The 21,696-nt window shown below is 43.0% G+C and carries 21 protein-coding genes and 1 pseudogene; 15 read left to right on the top strand and 7 right to left on the bottom strand.

Features of this window, described 5'->3' with window-relative positions; genetic code table 11:
* Window positions 1-89 precede the first annotated feature (89 nt).
* From DCC39_RS14935 to DCC39_RS14960, 6 genes and pseudogenes are all read left to right on the top strand, one after another.
* A complete protein-coding gene (locus DCC39_RS14935; protein WP_205948526.1) occupies window positions 90-500 on the top strand; it encodes a hypothetical protein in 411 nt (136 codons plus the stop codon).
* Window positions 501-860: 360 nt separating this feature from the next.
* Window positions 861-1,205 carry an ArsR/SmtB family transcription factor gene (locus DCC39_RS14940; RefSeq protein ID WP_116555704.1) on the top strand — a complete coding sequence of 115 codons (345 nt, stop codon included), beginning with the start codon at window positions 861-863 and terminating at the stop codon, window positions 1,203-1,205.
* A 15-nt stretch (window positions 1,206-1,220) separates the two neighbouring features.
* Window positions 1,221-2,519 (top strand): annotated as a pseudogene (locus tag DCC39_RS14945) (arsenic transporter).
* 68 nt (window positions 2,520-2,587) lie between these two features.
* On the top strand, window positions 2,588-3,007 hold the full coding sequence (arsC, locus tag DCC39_RS14950) for an arsenate reductase (thioredoxin) (RefSeq protein ID WP_116555705.1): 420 nt from the start codon (window positions 2,588-2,590) through the stop codon (window positions 3,005-3,007).
* Between the two features lie 130 nt (window positions 3,008-3,137).
* On the top strand, window positions 3,138-3,464 hold the full coding sequence (locus DCC39_RS14955) for an ArsR/SmtB family transcription factor (protein ID WP_407071864.1): 327 nt from the start codon (window positions 3,138-3,140) through the stop codon (window positions 3,462-3,464).
* Window positions 3,465-3,534: 70 nt separating this feature from the next.
* Complete coding sequence (locus DCC39_RS14960; RefSeq protein WP_116555706.1) at window positions 3,535-3,933, top strand: ArsI/CadI family heavy metal resistance metalloenzyme; 399 nt, start codon at window positions 3,535-3,537, stop codon at window positions 3,931-3,933.
* Between the two features lie 51 nt (window positions 3,934-3,984).
* Here the strand turns inward: DCC39_RS14960 and DCC39_RS14965 are convergent, their stop codons facing one another.
* Entirely contained in the window at window positions 3,985-4,209 is a 225-nt protein-coding gene (locus tag DCC39_RS14965; RefSeq protein WP_116555707.1) for a helix-turn-helix domain-containing protein, read from the bottom strand.
* 190 nt (window positions 4,210-4,399) lie between these two features.
* Here DCC39_RS14965 and DCC39_RS14970 point away from each other — a divergent pair, with 190 nt between their 5' ends.
* The 7 genes from DCC39_RS14970 to acsA all read left to right on the top strand — a co-directional run bounded on the left by DCC39_RS14970 (window position 4,400) and on the right by acsA (window position 12,625).
* A complete protein-coding gene (locus DCC39_RS14970; RefSeq protein WP_116555708.1) occupies window positions 4,400-4,675 on the top strand; it encodes a DUF485 domain-containing protein in 276 nt (91 codons plus the stop codon).
* A complete protein-coding gene (locus tag DCC39_RS14975; RefSeq protein WP_116555709.1) occupies window positions 4,672-6,216 on the top strand; it encodes a solute symporter family protein in 1,545 nt (514 codons plus the stop codon). The genes DCC39_RS14970 and DCC39_RS14975 overlap by 4 nt, the downstream gene beginning before the upstream one ends.
* Window positions 6,213-7,976: a LytS/YhcK type 5TM receptor domain-containing protein gene (locus DCC39_RS14980; RefSeq protein WP_116555710.1), complete on the top strand. Its 1,764-nt coding sequence runs from the start codon at window positions 6,213-6,215 to the stop codon at window positions 7,974-7,976. The genes DCC39_RS14975 and DCC39_RS14980 overlap by 4 nt, the downstream gene beginning before the upstream one ends.
* Complete coding sequence (locus DCC39_RS14985; protein ID WP_116555711.1) at window positions 7,973-8,725, top strand: LytR/AlgR family response regulator transcription factor; 753 nt, start codon at window positions 7,973-7,975, stop codon at window positions 8,723-8,725. The genes DCC39_RS14980 and DCC39_RS14985 overlap by 4 nt, the downstream gene beginning before the upstream one ends.
* Before the next feature lie 192 nt (window positions 8,726-8,917).
* Window positions 8,918-9,271 carry a DUF485 domain-containing protein gene (locus DCC39_RS14990; RefSeq protein WP_116555712.1) on the top strand — a complete coding sequence of 118 codons (354 nt, stop codon included), beginning with the start codon at window positions 8,918-8,920 and terminating at the stop codon, window positions 9,269-9,271.
* On the top strand, window positions 9,271-10,803 hold the full coding sequence (locus DCC39_RS14995) for a solute symporter family protein (RefSeq protein ID WP_116555713.1): 1,533 nt from the start codon (window positions 9,271-9,273) through the stop codon (window positions 10,801-10,803). The genes DCC39_RS14990 and DCC39_RS14995 overlap by 1 nt, the downstream gene beginning before the upstream one ends.
* A 97-nt stretch (window positions 10,804-10,900) precedes the next feature.
* Entirely contained in the window at window positions 10,901-12,625 is a 1,725-nt protein-coding gene (gene acsA, locus DCC39_RS15000; protein ID WP_116555714.1) for an acetate--CoA ligase, read from the top strand.
* A gap of 11 nt (window positions 12,626-12,636) precedes the next feature.
* On the opposite strand, the gene DCC39_RS15005 is transcribed toward acsA, so the two are convergent.
* The 5 genes from DCC39_RS15005 to DCC39_RS15020 form a co-directional block, all read right to left on the bottom strand.
* Window positions 12,637-12,930, bottom strand: coding sequence for a type II toxin-antitoxin system RelE/ParE family toxin (locus DCC39_RS15005; protein ID WP_116555715.1), 294 nt, complete (start codon window positions 12,928-12,930; stop codon window positions 12,637-12,639).
* A gap of 6 nt (window positions 12,931-12,936) precedes the next feature.
* Window positions 12,937-13,329, bottom strand: coding sequence for an AbrB/MazE/SpoVT family DNA-binding domain-containing protein (locus DCC39_RS15010; protein WP_240613666.1), 393 nt, complete (start codon window positions 13,327-13,329; stop codon window positions 12,937-12,939).
* A gap of 152 nt (window positions 13,330-13,481) precedes the next feature.
* On the bottom strand, window positions 13,482-13,607 hold the full coding sequence (locus tag DCC39_RS19690; protein WP_276309927.1) for a hypothetical protein: 126 nt from the start codon (window positions 13,605-13,607) through the stop codon (window positions 13,482-13,484).
* Window positions 13,608-13,618: 11 nt separating this feature from the next.
* Window positions 13,619-16,375: a DEAD/DEAH box helicase gene (locus DCC39_RS15015; RefSeq protein ID WP_116555716.1), complete on the bottom strand. Its 2,757-nt coding sequence runs from the start codon at window positions 16,373-16,375 to the stop codon at window positions 13,619-13,621.
* On the bottom strand, window positions 16,368-18,032 hold the full coding sequence (locus DCC39_RS15020; RefSeq protein WP_116555717.1) for a hypothetical protein: 1,665 nt from the start codon (window positions 18,030-18,032) through the stop codon (window positions 16,368-16,370). The genes DCC39_RS15015 and DCC39_RS15020 overlap by 8 nt, the downstream gene beginning before the upstream one ends.
* A 396-nt stretch (window positions 18,033-18,428) precedes the next feature.
* On the opposite strand from DCC39_RS15020, the gene DCC39_RS15025 reads away from it, so the two are divergent.
* A complete protein-coding gene (locus DCC39_RS15025; RefSeq protein WP_276309928.1) occupies window positions 18,429-19,595 on the top strand; it encodes a M20 family metallopeptidase in 1,167 nt (388 codons plus the stop codon).
* Window positions 19,596-19,821: 226 nt separating this feature from the next.
* On the opposite strand, the gene yhfH is transcribed toward DCC39_RS15025, so the two are convergent.
* Window positions 19,822-19,956: a protein YhfH gene (yhfH, locus tag DCC39_RS15030; RefSeq protein ID WP_116555719.1), complete on the bottom strand. Its 135-nt coding sequence runs from the start codon at window positions 19,954-19,956 to the stop codon at window positions 19,822-19,824.
* Window positions 19,957-20,202: 246 nt separating this feature from the next.
* Between yhfH and DCC39_RS15035 the strand changes: the two genes are divergently transcribed.
* Window positions 20,203-21,687 carry a C40 family peptidase gene (locus DCC39_RS15035; RefSeq protein WP_116555720.1) on the top strand — a complete coding sequence of 495 codons (1,485 nt, stop codon included), beginning with the start codon at window positions 20,203-20,205 and terminating at the stop codon, window positions 21,685-21,687.
* Window positions 21,688-21,696: the final 9 nt, after the last annotated feature.

Consider the following 21,696-nt stretch of genomic DNA (forward strand, 5'->3'; position numbering starts at 1 on the left):
GGCTCTCTTTTCCGCACTGACTGGCTCAAAACTCTGCAGAAGTGGCTCAATTCATCCGCAATAATCATTATTTACGAGTTATTATTTACATGTGTATTTTAGGAATCTTGATACACCCTCAAATATCATTTGCTGAAACAAATGAGGAAGTACCTTTTTTAATTAACAACGGTAAATGTCCGAACTTACAAAACTTGGGCCATGTAAGTTCAGATAAAGGTCTTATAAATGCATTGAATACAATAATTCCTAAGGTTTATAAAGACGATAATTACAAAGGTTGGAAAGTAGAAACCATAGCACATCTTCCAAAAGCACCACATCCAGAAGCTTATTATGCAATGGCGAAACATTATTGCGGAGAGGAAGTAGCTAACAATTCTTGGTTTGTGGAAGTACTGTTTCCACAATATTTACCGGCATATGATGCATCACACAGACAGATTTTTGTGACCAAAAACAAACAAGGGAAATGGTTTGCTTGGTTTAGATTTCATTAACCTTTCAACAAACGGGCGTGATTGTTGCAGATCATAGGTAGAAAATGATCAATCTTTTTTATAAAAATTGTATAGTTCTTCACAAAGAATGTACCCGTTTTGTTCAATCTTTTTTCAAAACGGGTTTTTTGAATTTAACGTAAAATGTAGGTTTGCAAGGTGTTTTTAACCAAACCTTATTTTAAAGTTACACTGACATCTTCTTCTTCAAATTGGTTCTTTATAATGGACGGTCCTTTAATAGGATCATTTTTTTGGTAATGGAGTTGCATATATAATTATATTCCTATATATTAAAAACAAGAAATATAGGCTTATGCTTATATATTGATAATCATCTAAGGAAAGGATGATTTTTTTATGGAGAAAACCGTTTTAAAACTCGAAAAGGCCACTAGTGTGTTAAAGCTTTTAGGGGATAAAACTAGGCTTACGATGATAGGGCTCATGTCTCATCATGAATGTTGTGTTTGTGAGTTTGTTGAAGTTTTTGATATGAGTCAGCCTTCCATCAGCCAACATCTTCGAAAGCTTCGTGATGCGGAGTTGGTGAAAGAAAGAAGAAAAGGTCAATGGATTTTCTATTCACTGAACAAAGAAAGTGAAGCATATCCGTTGATAGAAGCGTTATTAACACATATTCCGGATCAAAAAGAAAAGTTGGAGGCATTAGAAGCTGAAGGTAAACGAATTACTTGTGGTTAGTTGGAGGGTGTTGGATTGGCATCTGTTCTATTATCATTATTGATTTTTATTATCACACTAGTATTGGCCATTTGGCAACCGAAAGGTTTGGGTATCGGTTGGACGGCTTGTGGGGGAGCCATTCTTGCACTCCTTGTCGGTGTCGTTGACTGGGGAGATGTTCTTACCGTTACAGGCATTGTTTGGAATGCGACGTTAACCTTTGTTGCTGTGATTTTGATTTCGTTAATACTTGATGAAATTGGTTTCTTTGAATGGGCAGCACTTCATATGGCTCGGGTTGCCAAAGGAAACGGTATTAAAATGTTTGTTTATATTATTTTGCTTGGCGCTGTGGTCGCTGCTTTTTTCGCCAATGATGGTGCTGCATTGATTTTGACAACAATTGTATTGGCAATGGTTCGAAACTTGAAATTTGAAGAGAAAATGGTCTTACCGTTTATCATGGCAAGTGGATTTATTGCTGATACGGCTTCATTGCCACTTGTGGTAAGTAACTTAGTTAATATTGTTTCCGCGGATTTTTTCGGCATTGGTTTTGCCGAATACGCAATAAGGATGATTATACCGAATTTCTTTTCGATCGCTGCGAGTATCCTTGTCCTATACTTATTCTTCCGAAAGGGTATTCCGCGAAACTATGATTTAAGTCAATTGCTAGAGCCAAAAGAAGCCATCAAAGATGAGGGAATGTTTCGTTTATCTTGGGTTGTGTTGGCTGTATTGTTAGTAGGTTATTTCGGAAGTGAATTTCTTGGAATTCCAGTATCAATTGTAGCTGGGATCATTGCCATTTTCTTCTTGATTATGGCGAAAAGAAGCCCTGCTGTTCCGACAAAGCAAGTCATTAAAGGCGCGCCGTGGGATATTGTTTTCTTCTCAGTCGGGATGTATGTTGTGGTCTACGGCTTACAAAATGTTGGATTGACCAGCGTGTTGGCAAGCGTCATACGAGGGGCTGCTGATCAAGGGTTATTTGTCACAACGATGGTGATGGGTTTTATTGCTGCGTTCCTTTCCTCGATAATGAATAATATGCCGACAGTGATGATTGATGCCCTTGCAATTGCGGACACGAACACAACCGGTATCATTAAAGAAGGTCTTGTCTATGCAAATGTGATTGGTTCCGACTTAGGTCCAAAGATTACCCCAATCGGTTCATTGGCTACATTGTTGTGGCTTCATGTGTTGGAAAGCAAAGGCGTAAAGATTTCATAGGGTTATTATTTTAAAGTGGGGATTGTCTTAACCATTCCGACACTGTTTATTACATTATTTGGCCTGTATGTTTGGCTTCTTATGATTTCATAAGGGAATATACTATTTTCTCCTGCTTGTTCAAACAGGTTGATTAAATAGACAAAAGGAGTGAATATGTCTTGTCAAAACCAGTGATTTTCTTCTTATGCACCGGGAATTCTTGTCGCAGTCAAATGGCTGAGGGATTTGCTCGCAAATATCTTGGTGACAAATTTGATGTTCATTCTGCCGGCATTGAAGCGCATGGTGTCAACCTGAATGCGATCAAAGCGATGGATGAAGTGGGAATCGACATATCGAATCAAGAATCGTCAACAATTAATCACGAATTGTTAAATACGGCGGATTATGTGATCACGTTATGTGGGGACGCGAATGATAAGTGTCCAATGACACCGCCTCATGTGAACCGTGATCATTGGGGCTTTGAAGATCCGGCAAAGGCTGAAGGGACTGAAGAAGAAAAATGGGCAGTTTTTCAACGTGTTCGCGATCAAATTGAAGAGCGCATAAAAATATTTACTGAAACCGCAAAATAAAAGGAGAGCCACCACATTCTTCTTTATTAAGTAATAAACCAATTTTTTTTGATTTATTACTTGTGAAATGACAATTTATCATTTATATTATTAGTTAAATCAAATATTTTTGATGTAAGGATGAAATAAATTGACAAATAGCCCAACAACAACGATCCCTGCTAATCAAGAAACATTTGAGTATTATGCTCACACATTTAAAGCTTTAGCTGATCCAAAACGACTAAAATTAATGAATGAATTATGTATTCGAGGTCAAGTATGCGTTTGTGACCTCACCGAAATCATGGGGATGCCACAACCAAAGCTTTCTTATCATCTCAAAATATTGATGGATTCCAATCTCATTAAGCAGGAAAAAAAAGGAACTTGGAATTACTATGAACTCAATCAAGGTCAGGTCAATCATTTGCTGTCACCCGAATTATGCTGCTTGTTTCGCCCTACGTGTTGGTAACAAATTTTTTTGGTTTAAACATCAAAAAAATTTGATATAAATAAAATACCCTTAAGGAGGATTCACTGTTATGAATATCCATGTAGGTTTAAATGTTACAAATCTTGAGGCATCTATTGCCTTCTACTCAAAGGTCTTTGACGCACAACCTGTCAAGGTGAAACCGGATTACGCCAAGTTCTTATTAGACGATCCGGGGTTAAACTTTACCTTAAGACCTGTTGAACGTGTTGAGGGCAATCACATCAATCACTTCGGTTTCCAAGTCACCAGTACAGAAGAATTACAAAAGCACAAAGATAGACTAGAAAAGCAAGGGTTCTTTTCACGGGATGAGAATGATACAACCTGTTGCTATGCGAGACAAGACAAATTTTGGATCACTGATCCGGATGGACATGAATGGGAATTCTTCTTCACAAAAGAGGATATTGAGGTCGAGAATTTAGGTACTTGCTGCGCCGGATAAGAGCAAATGTTAAGGTGGGCATTATAAATAATTAACCCTGCATTTGCAGGGCTATTCGTATTCTTCACTTAATACGCCAAGAAACTCATTTAACAATTTCATATACTTCGCAATTGGCTTTTGCACATTATTCTCCCAGCCTCTTAACGTCTTTACATTTACCCCAATAATTTTAGCGTTACGTTCGAGAAATTGCTTCGGATTCGAGGAAAAGTCGAGTTCGATTCTATCACTTTCGGAACAGATGAAGTTATCAGAAGAAGAACTGCGCGGCATCTTGTTTGATCTTGAACTCGAAGGAAAAGTCATTGTGAGAGCAGACATCGTTTCGCTTAGTTAAAATCCAAAGTTAGTTTTTTCCGGCAAGCCGGATTTGTTAAGCGGACAAACTTCTTTACAATTAGCGAGGGTTTGGCAATAATCATAATAAAAACAATTTACAGACTACATAACGGGGGGCTATAGAATGGAACGCCGCTTTCATCAAGTGATGCAAGAAAAGAAACAGCTAGTGATTAACCTTCTTGCTTTTCTATTTGTTTTTTATTTTTCTTTGCCTTTTTCTTTAGCTGTTTTCCCTACGTTTATGAATAAGAAAATTTTTGATACAGGGTTTACGTGGGCTTGGCTGTATGCCTTTTTGCAAATTCCGTTGACTTGGATATTAGGATGGATTTATTACCGCAAAGCAAAACGCTTGGATCAATTTGTGGAACAGCTGAAACAGGAGGCTGAATTGTGAATCTTACCTACTTCTTGTTTTTTATTTGTATCATTGTCTGTACGTTAATTATTACGTATTGGGCGGCAAAACGAAGTAAAACGGCAAACCGGTTTTACACGGCATCCGGCAGTTTGACGGGTTTTCAAAATGGCATGGCGATTGCCGGCGATTTTATAAGCGCGGCATCCTTCTTAGGCATTGTCGGCACGATCGCAATTAATGGGTATGACGGCTTTTTATATTCCATCGGATTTTTAGTTTCTTATTTAGTTGTTATGTTTTTAATTGCAGAACCCGTCCATCATTTGGGCAAATATTCGTTAGGAGATGTCATTTGCACACGCTTCCCAGGTAACCGGATGCGTGCCATGATGGCCTTTGGGGCATTTATGATTTCCATTCTTTACATGATTCCACAGCTTGTTGCATCAGGGTTGCTCATACGTTTGCTGTTAAATATCGATTATTCCGTTTCCGTTGTTGTCATTGGGAGTTTAATGACGGTCTACGTTGTATTTGGAGGAATGATTGCGACATCTTGGGTACAAATTGTAAAAACAGTCGTGCTTATGTCGGGAACCTTTCTCCTTTCGCTCATTGTATTTTCACGGTTTCATTGGAATGTGGCCGATTTGCTGGAACAGGTAAAAAGTGGGACACCGCTTGGAGAGCAATTTTTCCTGCCGGGCCATTTGTTCAATCATTCGCTTGAAGCTTTCTCGCTTCAGCTTGCATTAGTGTTAGGGACGGCGGGGCTGCCGCATATTTTAATCCGGTTTTTTACAGTTCGAAATACGCTTGAAGTACGCCGCTCGCTCATTAGCGCGACATGGATTATCGGCCTATTTTATGTCATGACGCTTATTCTTGGGCTTGGTACGGTTGCATTGCTCGGTTATCAAAAATTGATTTCAGCTGATGCGACAGGGAATTTGGCGGCACCGCTTTTGGCAAAGGAGGTTGGCGGCGATTTTCTATTGGCATTTATATCGGCGATTGCATTTACGACGATCGTTGCAGTTGTTGCAGGTTTGGTGATTTCAGCGACGACGGCTTTTTCCCATGATATTTATCATCACATCATGAAAAAAGGAAAATCAACGGAAAAGGAGCAGCTGTACGCGGCACGTTGGACTGCACTCGGAATTGGCATCATTTCTACGTTGTTTGCTTTAAGGCTAGAAAATATTAATGTGACGTTCCTTGTTTCATTAACATTCATTTTTGCGGCTTCAAGCAATTTTCCAGTTCTTTTATTAACCATTTACTGGAGGCGCTTTAATCGAACAGGGGCAATTGTTGGAATGGTTAGTGGTTTCGTCGCATCGATTGCGCTTCTCATGCTTGGCCCGCATATGATGAACCCGGATGGAGGTTGGATTGCGAGAGAGCCAATCCTTCCGCTGTCTAACCCTGGCATCATCGCTATCCCGATTGGGTTTATTGGTGCATTTTTTGGAACAGTGCTTTCCCGTGAACCTGCACAATCAAGCGGGGAACTCAGGAAATTTTTTATCAAATCACAGACTGGTATTGATATAAGGAGAGAGAGCCAGTGAAAGACTTGACGATTATTCTATTTGAACGCCAAGGATTGCTGCTCGACATTGCCTTTGTGCTGACCCGGACTCCCGGCTTTCGCTCATTGCTTTACCGTGAATCAAGCTTAAAAATGTCGATCGTCCATGCGTTTGTTTTTGGTTTATTTGGGATTGCGAGCACGATAACGGGCGTCGTGATTGGGAGTGATTTTGTCGTCATACGAGATTTTGTATGGACAGCAGAAGCTGATCAGCTTGTTGTCGGTTCCAGCCTTGTTGCCATCGTTATCGCGGGGTTGCTGGGAGGTCCTGTCGTTGGGCTTGGCGCTGGAATTATTGCCGGTGTCCATCTAATGTTCGTTGGCGGAATTGGCTGGCTTGCAAATGGCATCGTCAATCCGCTTACTGGCCTCTTGGCAGGGCTAACAGCACGTTTTTTTTCGCAAGAAAGGGTTATTTCCCCTTTGAAAGCATTATTTATCGGGGTGTTCCCCCCGGTATTGCAGATGCAGATCCTGCTTATTTTGCACCCTCAGGCGGATGAGATGGTTGCTCTCGTTGACACGGTCGGGCTGCCGCTCGTTTTGTCCAACAGCATTGCGATTGCCATTTTCACAGCGATGATTGGCATCGTCCTAAGCGAACAGGAAAATGAGGCTGCTTTGGCAACAAAACAGGCGCTGACGATCGCCGAGGAAGCACTGCCTTTTTTGAAAAAAGATAACCCGCGTGATATGGCGAGGGGCATTGCCGATTTGCTGTATGGGCGGTTGAAGCTGGCGGCTGTTTCGGTTACAAACGGAACAGAGGTGCTGGCACATAAAGGATTAGGGGCGGATCACCATCGGCCCGGAGATCAAATCATGACGTCTGTTTCACATCAGGCGATGCGTACAAAAGAAATGAAGGTGGCTTATACAAAAACAGAGATTAATTGTGGACATGCCCGCTGTCCTCTTGAGGCTGCAATCATCATTCCAGTCATCGAAGCAAACGAGTCCACTTGGCTCATCAAATTCTACTTTCGTAAAGCGCAGCATATCAGGCCGGTGGAGCTGATGCTTGCGCAAGGGCTGGGACAATTGATTTCAAACCAATTAAATGTAATCGGAGCGGAAAAATTAAAAGCGCATATTCGGGATGCGGAGCTGAGGAACCTGCAAGCACAGATTAACCCACATTTCCTATTCAATACGCTTCACTTAATTGCAACGTTATTTCGGGAAAATCCGGGTAAAGCCCGCCACATTACTGTGCAGCTAGCCAATTATATGCGGTTTAACCTTCGCCTCGTATCCAAATCGCTTGTAAGAATGGAACAGGAATGTGAGCACGTGAAAGCTTATATCGAAATTATTCAAGCCCGTTTTTCAAACCGGCTGCATATCCAATTCGTAGAGCCTGAGGATATTCCGGACGTTTATATTCCGCCATCAACAATCCAGCCTATCGTTGAAAATTGCATTCAGCACGGGCTGCGGAACACAGCAAAAGACGGAAAAGTAGAAGTGATCATCCGAAAGGAAGACGGGCGTTTATCCATTCTTGTTCGGGATAATGGGTGCGGTTTTCCCGAGAATATTTTGAATGATATCCCTCATAAACCATTAACAGAGGACCAGAGTGAAGGGACAGGCTTATACAATGTCAATCAGCGGCTCATCAGCCTGCTCGGTGAATCGTCACGCATCCATATCCGCAATTTGCCTTCGATAGGAAGTGAAGTATCCTTTCATATCCCATGCGATATTCCATTAGAAAGGAAGATGCTGTCATGAAATCCATCCATGTAATAATTGCCGAAGATGAAGAAATGGCAAGAAAAGAATTAACCTACTTACTGGAAATGGAGGAAGATGTCATTCTTTGTCCAAGTGCCGAAACCGGTGAACAGCTAGTCGAGCTTTATACGGAACATGAGCCTGATGTTATTTTTCTCGATGTGCAAATGCCTGGGATGACCGGGGTGGAAGCGGCGAGAAGGATTACCGATCTCGCTTATATTCAGCCGCCGCTATTTATATTTACAACGGCATATGATGAGTACGCTGTCGATGCTTTTGAAATCGAAGCCATTGATTATTTATTAAAGCCTTACGATGAAGAGCGGTTTCTAAAAGCGATGAAAAGAGTGCGAAAGCGGCTAAAGCAGCTTGAGGACAATCATGTTAGTGAACAATCGAAACGTCCTGTTTCATCGAAACTGCTTATTGACGATGGTGAGCGTACAATCGTTTTGCCGCCCGAATCCATTTATTATGCGGCACCGTTTAATCGAATGCTCGAAATCTACACGGAAAATACAGTGATAAAGAGCCGTATGTCGTTGCAGGAGTTAGAACAAAAGTTGAAAGGGCTTCCGTTCTTCCGGACACATCGAAGCTATTTAGTCAACCTTGATCACGTCCAAGAAATTACACCTTGGTTCAACGGGACATGCAACGTCACGTTAAAAGATAAAAACAAGACAAAGCTGCCTGTTAGCCGTGCTGCAAGAAAAGTGCTTTTCAAATTATTTGAAGGTTAACAATTCAAGTAAGGATTAAAACAATTCGAGCATTAAAATCAACCATTGGATCAAAATTTAACATCCGAATCTTCCGAACGATTATACTGACATCAAAACGTTCCAATCATTTAAAAAAGGAGAGTGGTAGCTGGAAATTGTGTCATCTAAGAAATCTCCTAACTTAAAAAAGGAAGAGGAGGGTGATTTGTAATGGCAGTTGAAAGCGATTACACTAGAGAATATTATGCGGATAAAAAGATTGACTATGTCAAAGTGGAAAAAAGTGAACAGTTTAAAAAACTAATGAGCGACAGGAAAAAGTTCATTGTGCCCTACACGATCTTTTTCCTTGTGTTTTATTTTTTGCTTCCGATCTGCACATCCTACACAACGTTTCTAAACAAACCGGCAATTGGAGACATTTCATGGGTTTGGCTTTTTGCGTTTGCCCAGTTTGCTATGACGTTTATTTTGTGCACGATTTACGTGAAAAAGGCAAACACGTTTGACGAACAGGCAGATAAAATTATTGAAGATCAGCTACAAAAAGGAGGAAAAGTCTAATGGATATGACTGTCATCGTCCTTTTTCTTTTGATTGTTTTCTTAACGCTCGTCATTACGTATTATGCCGCAAAGCAAACCAAGACAACCGGCGACTTTTATACAGCGGGCGGGGGATTGACTGGCTGGCAAAATGGGATTGCGATCGCAGGCGACTATTTATCGGCAGCTTCTTTCCTTGGAATTGCCGGTGCGATCGCACTGAACGGATTCGATGGGTTCTTTTACAGTATCGGTTTCCTCATTGCATACCTCGTTGTTCTGTTTTTAGTTGCTGAACCATTAAGAAACCTAGGCAAATATACGCTTGCCGATATGATCAATTCACGGTTTGACTCCAAAAAGGTGAGGGGAGTAGCCGCATTAAGTACGATTACAATCGTTATCTTTTATATGATTGCGCAGCTCGTCGGCGCCGGAGCACTTATCCAGCTTTTGTTTAAAATTGATTACTGGATTGCTGTCTTGATTGTTGGTGTGATGATGACCATTTACGTATTGTTCGGGGGAATGATTGCAACAAGCTGGGTTCAAATCGTAAAAGCCGTTCTCTTGATGGCCGGCATGATCATTATTTCATTCCTTGTGCTGCTCAAATACAATTTTAATATTGGCACTATGTTCAGTGAAGTGAAAACAGCGACAAGCCACGGGGCGGATTATTTAAAACCGGGGCTCCAGTACACAAACCCTCTCGGCACGATTTCGCTCATGATTGCCCTTGTTCTCGGGACATCAGGGCTACCGCATATTCTCATGCGATTTTTTACCGTGAAAGATGCAAAAACGGCAAGAAGCTCCGTCGTTACGGCGACATGGACGATTGGAATCTTTTATATTTTAACCCTTTTCCTCGGATTTGGAGCGGCTGCATTTGTCGGCGATAGCAAAATTATTGCCGCCAATCCTGGTGGAAACATGGCAGCACCATTGTTGGCGGAAGCGCTTGGCGGCAATATTTTATTTGCGTTTATATCCGCTGTTGCGTTTGCGACCATACTAGCCGTCGTCGCGGGACTTGTATTGTCGGGTGCGTCAGCATTTGCCCATGATTTATACGGCCAAATTATTAAAAAAGGAAAAGCATCCGATCGCCAGCAAATGTTGGCAGCGCGCTACGCCGCTTTGGCTGTATCCATTTTTTCGATTATATTAGCGCTTTTTGCACAAACATTAAATGTGGCGTTTCTCGTTTCGCTCGCCTTCTGTATCGCGGCAAGTGCGAATTTGCCAGTTATCCTGTATACGGTTTATTGGAAACGATTCAATACAACAGGAGCCGTTACAGCCGTATTGTCAGGATTAATCTCGGCACTCGTTCTCGTATCGATTAGCCCAAGCGTGTTCTCGCCGGTTGAAGGTGCCGCATTATTTGTCGGAAACCCGATTTTCCCATTTGAGAACCCTGCCATCATTTCGGTACCTTTAGGCTTCCTCGGAGGATACATTGGCACGATCTTATCAAAAGAAGTTGATCCTGTACGCTATGCTGAGGTTAATGTTAAGGCAAGTACCGGGTATAGAGAAGTATAAGCGCATTCGTTTCAGCAAGCTCCAACTTTGGGAAATTAGGCAGAACTTCAACTTCGTCTGATGTATAACGTAACAAAATTTACAGGGAGGAATTTATGTGGGTAAGGCCATCGCTGAGAAGCAAAAACAACCGAATCTAGTAAACTATGATGAAGCATACGCCAACTTTTCTTGGGACGATGTAGAAAGAGAATTTTCTTGGCATGAGACTGGCAAAGTGAATATGGCCTATGAAGCAATTGACCGCCATGCCGAATCATGGAGAAAAAATAAAGTGGCGCTCTATTATAGCGACCAGAAACGCGAGGAGAAATATACGTTCCAGGAAATGAAATGTTTATCAAACCAATTCGGCAACGTGTTAAAAAATCTTGGTGTAAAAAAAGGGGAACGGGTCTTTCTGTTTATGCCCCGTTCTCCGGAAATCTATATTAGCCTCATGGGCATTTTGAAAATCGGCGCAATTGCCGGTCCGCTGTTTGAAGCATTCATGGAACAAGCGGTCAGTGATCGATTGGAAAATAGTGAAGCATCAACGCTTGTGACGACACCTGATTTATTGCCACGCGTGCCATATAAACATTTGCCACTTTTAAAACGAATCATTTTAGCGGGTGACGGGGAAATTCCCGAAGCAAATGAAGGCACCACTTTTTATAGCTACGAAGAAGAGATGAAAAAGGCATCCCGCCATCTTGACATAGAATGGATGGACAGGGAGGACGGAATGATTCTGCATTACACGTCAGGTTCTACAGGGAAACCAAAAGGTGTCCTGCACGTCCATAATGCGATGATTCAGCATTACCAAACCGCAAAATGGGTGATGGATCTGCAAGAGGACGATGTGTTTTGGTGCACAGCGGATCCGGGCTGGGTCACAGGCACATCATATGGTATTTTCGGCCCGTGGCTGAATGGTGCGTCAAACGTTATTCGGGGAGGCCGCTTTACGCCGGAAGACTGGTATTCTACGATTGAAAAGTATGGTGTGACCGTTTGGCTTAGCGCACCAACTGCGTTTAGAAGGTTGATGGCTGTTGGTGAAGAAGCGGTGAAGAAATATGATTTAAGCTCTTTGCGTCATATATTGAGCGTCGGCGAGCCGTTAAATGCAGAAGTCGTGCATTGGGGCAGAAAAGTATATGGACTCGACATTCACGATCATTGGTGGATGACAGAAACAGGCGGCATTCTTATATCCAACTATCGTTCCATGCCAATCAAGCCTGGCTCGATGGGCAAACCGTTTCCGGGAATCGAAGTTGCAATTTTAGATGAGGAAGGCAATGAAGTTCCCCGCGGATCCATGGGAAAGCTTTGCATTAAAGCCGGATGGCCGTCCATGATGCGCGCCATTTGGAAAAACGAGAAGAAGATGCAGGAGTATTTCGCCATACCCGGCTGGTATATTTCCGGAGACCTCGCGACGATGGACGAAGACGGATATGTCTGGTTCCAAGGGCGGGATGATGATGTGATCATGACGTCAGGGGAACGGGTTGGGCCATTTGAAGTGGAAAGCAAGCTCGTTGAACATCCAGCTGTTGCGGAAGCAGCGGTCATTGGGAAGCCTGATCCGGTCCGTGGTGAAATTATTAAAGCATACGTTGCACTTCGCGACGGCTTTACGAAGAGTGAAAAATTAGAAGAAGAACTTCGGCAGTTCGTCAAAGAAGGGCTTGCTGCACATGCGGCTCCAAGAGAAATCGAAATTCGCGACTTCCTGCCAAAGACAAGAAGCGGAAAAATTATGAGGCGTGTCCTAAAAGCTTGGGAGCTTGGACTGGATGCCGGCGATTTATCGACGATGGAGGAGTGAAGGGAAGAGATTCAATTCATGTAACGCTTTAAATCTTCATAGAAAGTTTCACGGGTACCGGCTAAAACAACAACGATGATTTCTCCGTTTTCTTTTTCCTCTATAATATAGGCGATTTCGTAATTGGTTCCATTATAGTAGAAATCATAACAGTAAATACCGGCTAAGTCCCCTGTTTTCAATTGTCCTGCATAGGGGTTTAGCCGGATTTTCTGAATCGCATCAAAAAACTTCTTTTTCAATGCTCTATCCTTCAACTTTTTGAAATATTTTTTGGCGGGATTTAAATAAGCGATTGGAGGCATAACCCATCACTCCTTTACATCGCCGAAGAGGAGTTCTGTGTTATCATCGTCATTTTCAATCGTTTTCTTAGCAATTTCTTTAGCTTCTTCAACCAATCGCTCAACAGCTGGACGAATCTGTTGTTTCCTTTTTTGAAATTCCGACAACAATGTTTCACCTTCATAGCCTTCCCGAATCAGCTCTTCTAATATTTCAGTGGAAAAATCAACAGCTTGCGGCAGCGGCTTTAAAACAATTTCGTTCCCCCTAAGCTCGCACACTACTTCACTTCCGATTCCAAGGGTATCGTAAAAAGATTTTGGTATTGTAATTTGACGCTTTTCAGAGACACGAATATGCTTAGCCTTACGAGAATCTTGCATTTTAAGTTTCCCCGTTTCGTAAAGTGTATTAACCATAGTTTATTCCCTCCTTTAGCAAAGTTTACAAATTTCTTTGTTTCTTTGTTTTAATTTTATCACATTTATAGTATTTGTAAATTTTCACCGGCGAATAAAAAAAGCAGCCAACCTCTCTCTATGTTTGAGGGATAGGATGGTTGCTTTCTATTTCACTGCACTTTTTTCTGAATCAGCTCATACAAACGCTGCCACGGCTCAGTCATGTGGGAAAGCTTTTCTTTTTGTTGGCTTTTTTCCTTTTTGCGTGTCTGCTTTCTTCTTGCTTGTTTTCCCACTACATCTCCTCCTATCTCAATGCAAACAATTCGCGAAGTTCTTCTGTCGGGAGTTCGGTAATCCAGTTTTCACTTTGAATGATGCCGTCGCTTAGTGACTGCTTGCGTTCAAGCATTTCGTCAATTTTTTCCTCAAGCGTGCCTGTCGTAATCAGTTTGTGGACGTGAACGAACCGCTTTTGTCCGATGCGGTGGGCGCGGTCTGTCGCCTGGTTCTCGACCGCGGGATTCCACCAGCGATCGTAATGGATGACATGGTTTGCTGTTGTTAAATTGAGTCCTGTTCCACCCGCTTTTAGCGAAAGGATCATGATTTTTTCTTCTCCGTTTTGGAAGCGTTCAATCATTTTATCGCGTGTTTCCTTCTGGATGCCGCCATGCAGGAATGACACAGGTTCTCCGAACGTGTCAGCCAATAATGTTGACAGCATATTCCCCATTGAAATGTATTGCGTGAAAATAAGGCAGCTTTCCTGTTGGTCGCGGATTGCCGAAACAAGATCAACCAGCTTTTCAGTTTTATGCGATCTTGAAAGGATATTTTCCGCTTTTTCCTCCTTTAAAAAGAGGGAAGGGTGGTTGCAAATTTGTTTCAGCTTCGTCAGCATCGATAGCACGGCGCCGCGGCGCTCGATTCCGCTCCGTTTTTCAATTTCCTTAAACGTATCCTCAATCGTCTGTTCGTACAGGGAAGCCTGCTCAGCGGTCAGCGGGCAATATTCTTTCTGCTCCTGCTTGTCAGGCAAGTTCAGTTCAATGTCCGGATCGCGTTTGGAACGCCTCATGAAAAACGGCCGGATAAGCTGCTGCACGTCTTTCATTTTCTGTTTGTCTTCTTCTCTTTCAACTGGGTTTACATAATGTTCGCGAAAATGGCTAAGGCTGCCGAAATAGCCGGGATTTAAGAAATCGAAAATTGACCACAATTCGGTTAAACGGTTTTCGATTGGTGTGCCGGTAAGCGCAATCCGGTGGTTTGCCTTTAATTTTTTTACGGCCTTTGCTTGTTTCGTATAGGTGTTTTTAATGTTTTGTGCTTCATCAAGGCATACAGCGTGCCAGTGGACAGATGTAAGCACCTCTTCGTCGAGATGCGCCAAGTTGTAGGAGGTGAGGACAACATCAACCCCATCTAAAAAAGCAGGAAACGTATCCACATTCGCCCTTTTTGCACCGTAATGAAGCTTTACATTCAAATCTGGCGCGAACCGTTCAACCTCTTTGTGCCAGTTTCCGAGTACGGACGTCGGGCAAATGATGAGCATAGGAAGTCTGGCACCTTGCTCTTTCGCTGACAAATAGTATGCGATCGTTTGCACTGTTTTCCCAAGCCCCATATCATCCGCAAGCAGGCCGCCAAGGCCGTAGCGCTCAAGAAATAGCAGCCATTCCATGCCCTTCTTTTGATAAGGGCGAAGTTCGCCGTTTAATCCTTTTGGAACAGGCTGTTCTGGTAAATGCTTCGTTTCTGTAAGCTGTTTAATCATTTTTCTAAGATGGCGGTTAAGCTCAAGTGTGATGCCTTGGAGTACAGCATCTTCCTCCGCCTGTTCGCGATCTTCTTCCGGCAGCAGCTCCTTCGCAAGCACATCGGCAAATGTTAGCCCGCTTTCGTTCACTTTTTTCATAACTGCCTGCATTTGCTTTACAAAATTCGGGTCAAGCCTCACCCATTTTCCCCGGATGTTAATTAATCTCCGATTATTATCAACAAGGGCACGAAATTCTTCCTCGGATAGCTCAAGGCCGCCTGTTGCAACTTTCCAATCAAAATCAATCAGCTGATCAAGCCCAACGAATGAGTTTTGAGATTGCCCGACAGATGATTTTACTTGAATTTTTAATTTCAGGCTGTTTTCTTGGAGGTCTTTCCACCATGACGGCAGCAGCACTTCCGTTCCGATTTCGGCAAGCGCCAAACTCGTCTCTGTTAAGAAAAGCCATGCTTCCGCTTCACTAAGCGTTGTCCTGATGCTATTATTGTCACCCTTGAGCCATGGCGCGGTTTGAAACCACGTATTGCTTTCCGTTTGAATCCGGCCAAGTGAGCCTTTCCAATTTTTCGGCAAGGCGCTTTCGTCGCCGTTCCAGACAACAACTTGATCAGCATTTGCTTTTCCGCGAAGGAGAATTTCAAGCACCCAATCCTCTTCATCTTCTTCAGGTTCGGTTAAACGAAGCCCGACAGTAAACGGTGAATCGTCTTTTCGCCAACCGATTCTTTCAAGCCAAAAGGTTTCATTAAACCCGAATATGCCCTTATTCTCAGATTTGATCAGCGGATACTGTTCAGTTAGTGCTGTCCAAGCCGTTTGCAACTCATTCTCTTTCTCAAACAGGTCATAGAGCGCAGCTGTCAGCCATTCGTTTTCAAGTTTGTTTTCCGAAAGCTTCCAGCCAAATTTGCCTTCTTTCCACTTTTCAAAATCCGGGAGAAAGGCCCCTTCCTCGATCGCTTGAAAAAGTTTCTTTGCAGCAGCACGATACAGGATCGCCTTGTTGCCGAGTGTAATGTCCAAAAGCGAAGACTGTGGAGCACGGGCAAAGAAATCAAGTGCTGTCCAAGGCGACAAGCGTACGCCTGTTTTTCCGTCGATAACGGTTTCTTCAAGAACCGAGCCGAAAAACGTCTCCTCATGCCAAGCGAAAGCGTGGTGTACCCAGGATTCAACCGGAATGGCGAAATGGTCTTTGGTTTCTGCCCATATGAAACATTGTCCGTCCTCCATAAAATCGGCCTGGAGTGTGATGGTTTTTTCTTTAATCATTGATGAGCATTCCTTTCTTCAGTTCCTCCTGAAACGCACGCAATCGTTTATGTTTTTTCGCAATCAGTGCAATGTACCGATCCCATAAATTCATTTTTTTTAGCTGGCGGTAATGGGTCCGCAGTTTTTTAAGCCTTTTCACTGCAAGCTTGTATGCTTGGCGATTCTTTTCAGAGATGGCTTGTTGGACTGCTTGATGATAGAGAGGAAGAAGGAACGTACGATCCGCCAATTCTATTTTTCTTAGGTCTTTCTGGCTGTAAGCCTCCGGCTGAAAACCAACCAACAGCTGGAGCTCCGCCCAGTCTTTGTATTTTTCCATGTGAAGCAGGTAGTCGTTATATTCGTAAAAGCTGTACGGCAGCATTTCTTTCATCGCAGTTACATAAGCGCTATCCGACTGTACAAATTCACCATACACATTATAATAGTGTAAAAGAAAATCAGTGTACTCCCGCTTCGCCCTGTATTGCCCTTCCTGCGTAAGAAAAGGTGTGAGCTTACTTTTTGTAAAATCGAGCCAAACGATCATTCTTTCAGGCTGTTTCATAAAAAATGTGTATTCAATCATATAAAAAAACGTACTAATATACCCTTTCGGGAGCTTCTCGGCGCGTTTCATTGCAAGTTTGTCATCTTCTAATAAAAAGGCAAAATGGGTAAGTGCAATTTGAAAGGGAACAACAAGGCTTTCCTCTCCCGCTGTTTTTTCAATCCCCGCCAATCGGTCTTTTACTTTCTTTTCGTGCTTTTTTATCCAGTTTTTCTCGTTAAGCAATGTCGCCCAAATGGTACGGTAGATGTATAAGCTCAGATCGAGGAATTCCTCATCGTTTTCTAAAAGGACATCGAAGCGTTCGATGCTTTCCTCAAGCAGCTGAAGGTGCCTCTTCGACAACGTGTATTTTTCAAGTTGCTCAGTGGCCGCCTCAATTTCTTTCCTTAGCTTTTCTAAAGGCATATAAACAAAATGGCCGCTCGTCCATTCCACATGATTGCTTTTTATGTAATTCAACATTTTCGCGATGACAGTAACCGCCGCATGGATGGTATAGATCAATTTCAGCCTCACATCATTCGGGCTGTTTCGTATGAGGGAATCGTAATAAGTTGACGGCATTTTCTCCACGATATATCCATGCTTTGCATTTTCATTGTAAAAAGAAACCTCGCGTTGCTTCAAAATGAGAAAATTTTCATATTGATGATCAAAGAAAGCAAGCCAATCGGAAAGCGAATCAGAAGGAACGTTAGGTGCGGGCAATGGATTTGGCGTTTGTCTAACTTGTTGCTTCTGTTGCTTTTTTTCTGTTTTTTCTTTTAACTCATTCCACTTGTAAATAAATTCGCCGACAGTGGCAAAACTCGAATACACATATAAAAAGACGGCAATTTTATGGGCGCAAGGAATGGAGTCATCAGCCTCACACTCGCTCATAAGGAAAAAGTCGAAATCAAGTTCAACAGCGACCGGATGATCGTCAAAAACAGTTGCCTTGATTGTATTGTCCTTCACTTCTGTATTATAGACATTGCCATTCCGATACAGGCTGAAGCCATGATCAAAACGTTCGGTATCAAATTTAGGATCAAGCATATGTAGCAATTCTTCCGCCATATGCATGACTTGTTCTTTCGTTACTTCTTTTTGAAGCATTAGTAAAGCCACCTTCGTCATCGTTTGATACTATTATAATGGTTTTGATGGTAAAATAATAGGAACCAGTCCTTAATAAGGTTGTTCAAAAAGGTTGCGAAAATCCGCGGCGCATCTCTTCGTTACGGGTTAAAAAACCTTACTCATGTACCAAAAAACGTACATTCCGTCGGTTTTTCATACTGAGACTGCGAGCAAGTAGAGAGAGCTATCGTGAGTTGTACTCTGTGGTATATCCCTGATCGCGCCTGCGCCTTAATAGCCTATGCTTCGAAGTAGGCTTTCTCGGTGCAAGGCGGCTAGAAGTTTTCTCAGCGTAGTTGCCTTGCTTGCGTCTGATTCAGCACCTTTTTGAACACGCGCTTAATGGGAATACCATGGAAAGAGGGGGATTTTGTGGAAACATTGTATTCGCTGCTTGATCGCCACTACGAGGAAATGGTCGAGATTCGCAGATATCTCCATCAGCATCCTGAACTATCTTTCAAGGAAGTGGAAACGCCGAAATACATCGCAGCGTACCATAAGAAATTAGGCCACGCAGTAAAGACAAATGTCGGGGGAAGAGGCGTTGTCGCGAAGCTAAAAGGGGGAAAGCCGGGGAAAACGATTGCACTGAGAGCAGACTTTGACGCGCTTCCAATCCAGGAAGAGCGGGACGTCCCTTACCGCTCCAAAGTCGACGGTGTGATGCATGCATGCGGGCATGACGCCCATACCGCACAGCTTCTCGTCCTTGCGAAAGTATTGAACGCAATGAAAGATGAAATCGAAGGGACCATCGTGTTCATTCATCAGCACGCCGAAGAAGTTCCGCCAGGCGGGGCCATCGCGATGATCGAAGACGGGTGTTTAGACGGCGTTGACGCCATCTTTGGCACACATTTATGGTCGACAGACCCGTACGGGCTCGTTTCGTCGAAATCCGGCCCCATTATGGCGGCTGCCGATCGATTCGACATTACGATTCAAGGGAAGGGCGGGCATGGAGCAAATCCACATGTAACGAAAGACGCTATCATTATCGCTTCCCAGCTCGTCATGAATTTGCAGCAAATCGTAAGCCGCCGCGTCAACCCGCTTGATCCAGCGGTCGTTACCGTTGCATCTTTCGAAGCTATCAACGGGTTTAACATCATAGCGGACAAAGCAAAACTCACTGGAACCGTACGGACATTTCATGAAAAAACGAGATCATTGATTGAAAAGGAAATTGGGAAAATCACCGAAGGGACGTGCATCGCTGCTGACGCCAGCTTTGAATACAAGTTTACAAGAGGTTATCCAACACTCGTAAACCATGAAAAAGAAGCGGCATTCATTTTGGAGACAGCGAAAAAAGTACCCGGTGTAACAGACGTCGAAATCGTTGAGCCTCACATGGGTGGCGAAGACTTCGCGTATTATGTCAAACACGTTCCCGGCGCATTTTTCTTTGTTGGCGCGGCAGATCCGGAATGGGATATTGCGTATCCGCATCACCATCCTAAGTTTTCAATTGATGAAAAAGCCATGCTTATCGCCGCAAAAACACTGGGCGCTGCTGTGCTCACGTATCAATAAACTGTACGAATACATAAAGAAACAGCCCTGATATCAAGGCTGTTTCTTTGTGTGTGTGTGCATAAACTGGAGATTTCTATAAGATTGAAAAAGGTAAATTTTTGCTAAGCAAAAAGTTAGCCTCTAACAATTTCTCGCCGATTTCCCACTTCTTATTTCTAACTTCCAATTAAGAAAGGGCATTGCCAATTTCAACCAATTTCACATAACGCGTCAGCGCTTTTTCTTATTCAACGGCATTGCGTAGGCAATGCTCGCACTCATTCATGTAAGACTCATGCATTTCTTCCATTTCCTTGCCACATTCTGTACATCTTTTCTTTGGCATATTTCTAAAGAATTCTAATGGGCTTCTCGTCATTGTAAATCCCTCCGTGTTTTTTTGTTATTCATAGTGTATTATAACATCTTTCAAAAATCAACCATCTGTTATAAAACAAAGTAAAAATAGTATAATAGACCTATTTTGTTATGAAAATGATATCTTCGTAACACAAATGTAATGTATGAACCTATGAAACAATTACCTATTTATAGTAAAATAGGTAGAAACATGATGAAACTTCTGCTTTTTTAAACAAAATCTATAGGGAGGGGGAACTAAAAATTGGCGAATAAGTGGACAAGCAAGCTTGTCATTTCTTCAGCTTTTGCGGCAGGAGCGATATTTGCGGCTCCGTCAATCGGGGAGGCGGCTCTGGGAGATCGAACGTTAAAAGAAGGAACGAGCGATAATGATGTAAAAGAATTGCAAGACATACTGAAAAGCAAAGGTTATTTTACATATGAAACGTCGACAGGCTATTTCGGATCAATTACGAAAGAGGCGCTCGTTCGCTTTCAAGCAGATGCCAATTTGCCTAGGACAGGAATTGCGGATAAAGCAACGCTTCAAGCGTTGATGGAAAGCAACGTAAAATCTTCAAAAGAAGCCCCTGAGGAAAACGGTTCTTCGAATAAACTTCTAAGAATCGGTTCAGTAGGGCCAGACGTTACCAATCTGCAAAACAAACTCCAAGCAGCTGGATACCATACGGCAGCCGTTGACGGTATCTATGGTTCACAAACAGCACAATCGGTTCGGAATTTCCAGAAAGCAAAAGGGCTAAAAGTAGACGGTATTGTTGGGCCGGAGACACTTTCAGCGCTTGAAGGTTCAAATGGTCCAACAGCGGCAACGCCTTTAGCATCGGAACAGCCATCATCAACAAATTCAACAATCCTTCGAATCAATTCGAAAGGACAAGCTGTGACAAATCTTCAAAACGGCCTTAAGCAGCTAGGCTACCATGCGTCGGCAGTCGATGGCATCTATGGCCCATTGACCGCTCAAGCTGTGAGGAGCTTCCAGCAAGCAAATGGCCTTGAAGTAGACGGCATTGCGGGGCCTGAAACACTTTCCGCCCTTAAAAATGGAAAGGCTGCTTCAAAACCTGCCAGCAAGCCCGAAGCTACTCCGTCAGAAGAAAGTTCTGCACCGTCCCCAAGTTCATCCGTCTTGAAAAAAGAATCGGCGGGACAAGCTGTGGCACAGCTCCAAAGCAATTTAAAGCGCCTCGGCTTTTTCTCCGCAAATGCAACCGGTTTTTACGGTGATATTACTGCCCAAGCCGTGACGAACTTCCAACGCGCTCACGGATTATCTGTGGACGGGGCCGCAGGGCCTGAAACATTAAACAAACTTAATAATGTATTAAACGGAAAAGATACGGAGGCAGTCAAAGGTTCTTCTTTTAATGTCATGAATCTCGTTGCTGATGCATCTGCCTATATTGGCGTTCCTTACGTATGGGGAGGAACGACACCAAAAGGCTTCGACTGCAGTGGTTTTATCCAATACGTCTTTAAAAAGCAAAATGTGAACCTTCCGCGCACCGTTTCACAAATGTGGAACGCAGGAAAAGACGTCAGCAAACCGCAGGTAGGCGACATTGTATTTTATGAAACGTATAATAAAGGGCCTTCCCATGCAGGCATATACATAGGAAACAATAAATTTATCCAGGCTGGCACATCAACAGGCGTGACAATCACTGACATGAACAACAGCTACTGGAAACCAAGGTACTTAGGCGTAAAGCGATTACACTAAAACCAGCGA

Origin of the sequence: Pueribacillus theae (genome assembly GCF_003097615.1) — a bacterium.
GTDB classification, from domain to species: Bacteria; Bacillota; Bacilli; order Bacillales; family UBA6769; genus Pueribacillus; species Pueribacillus theae.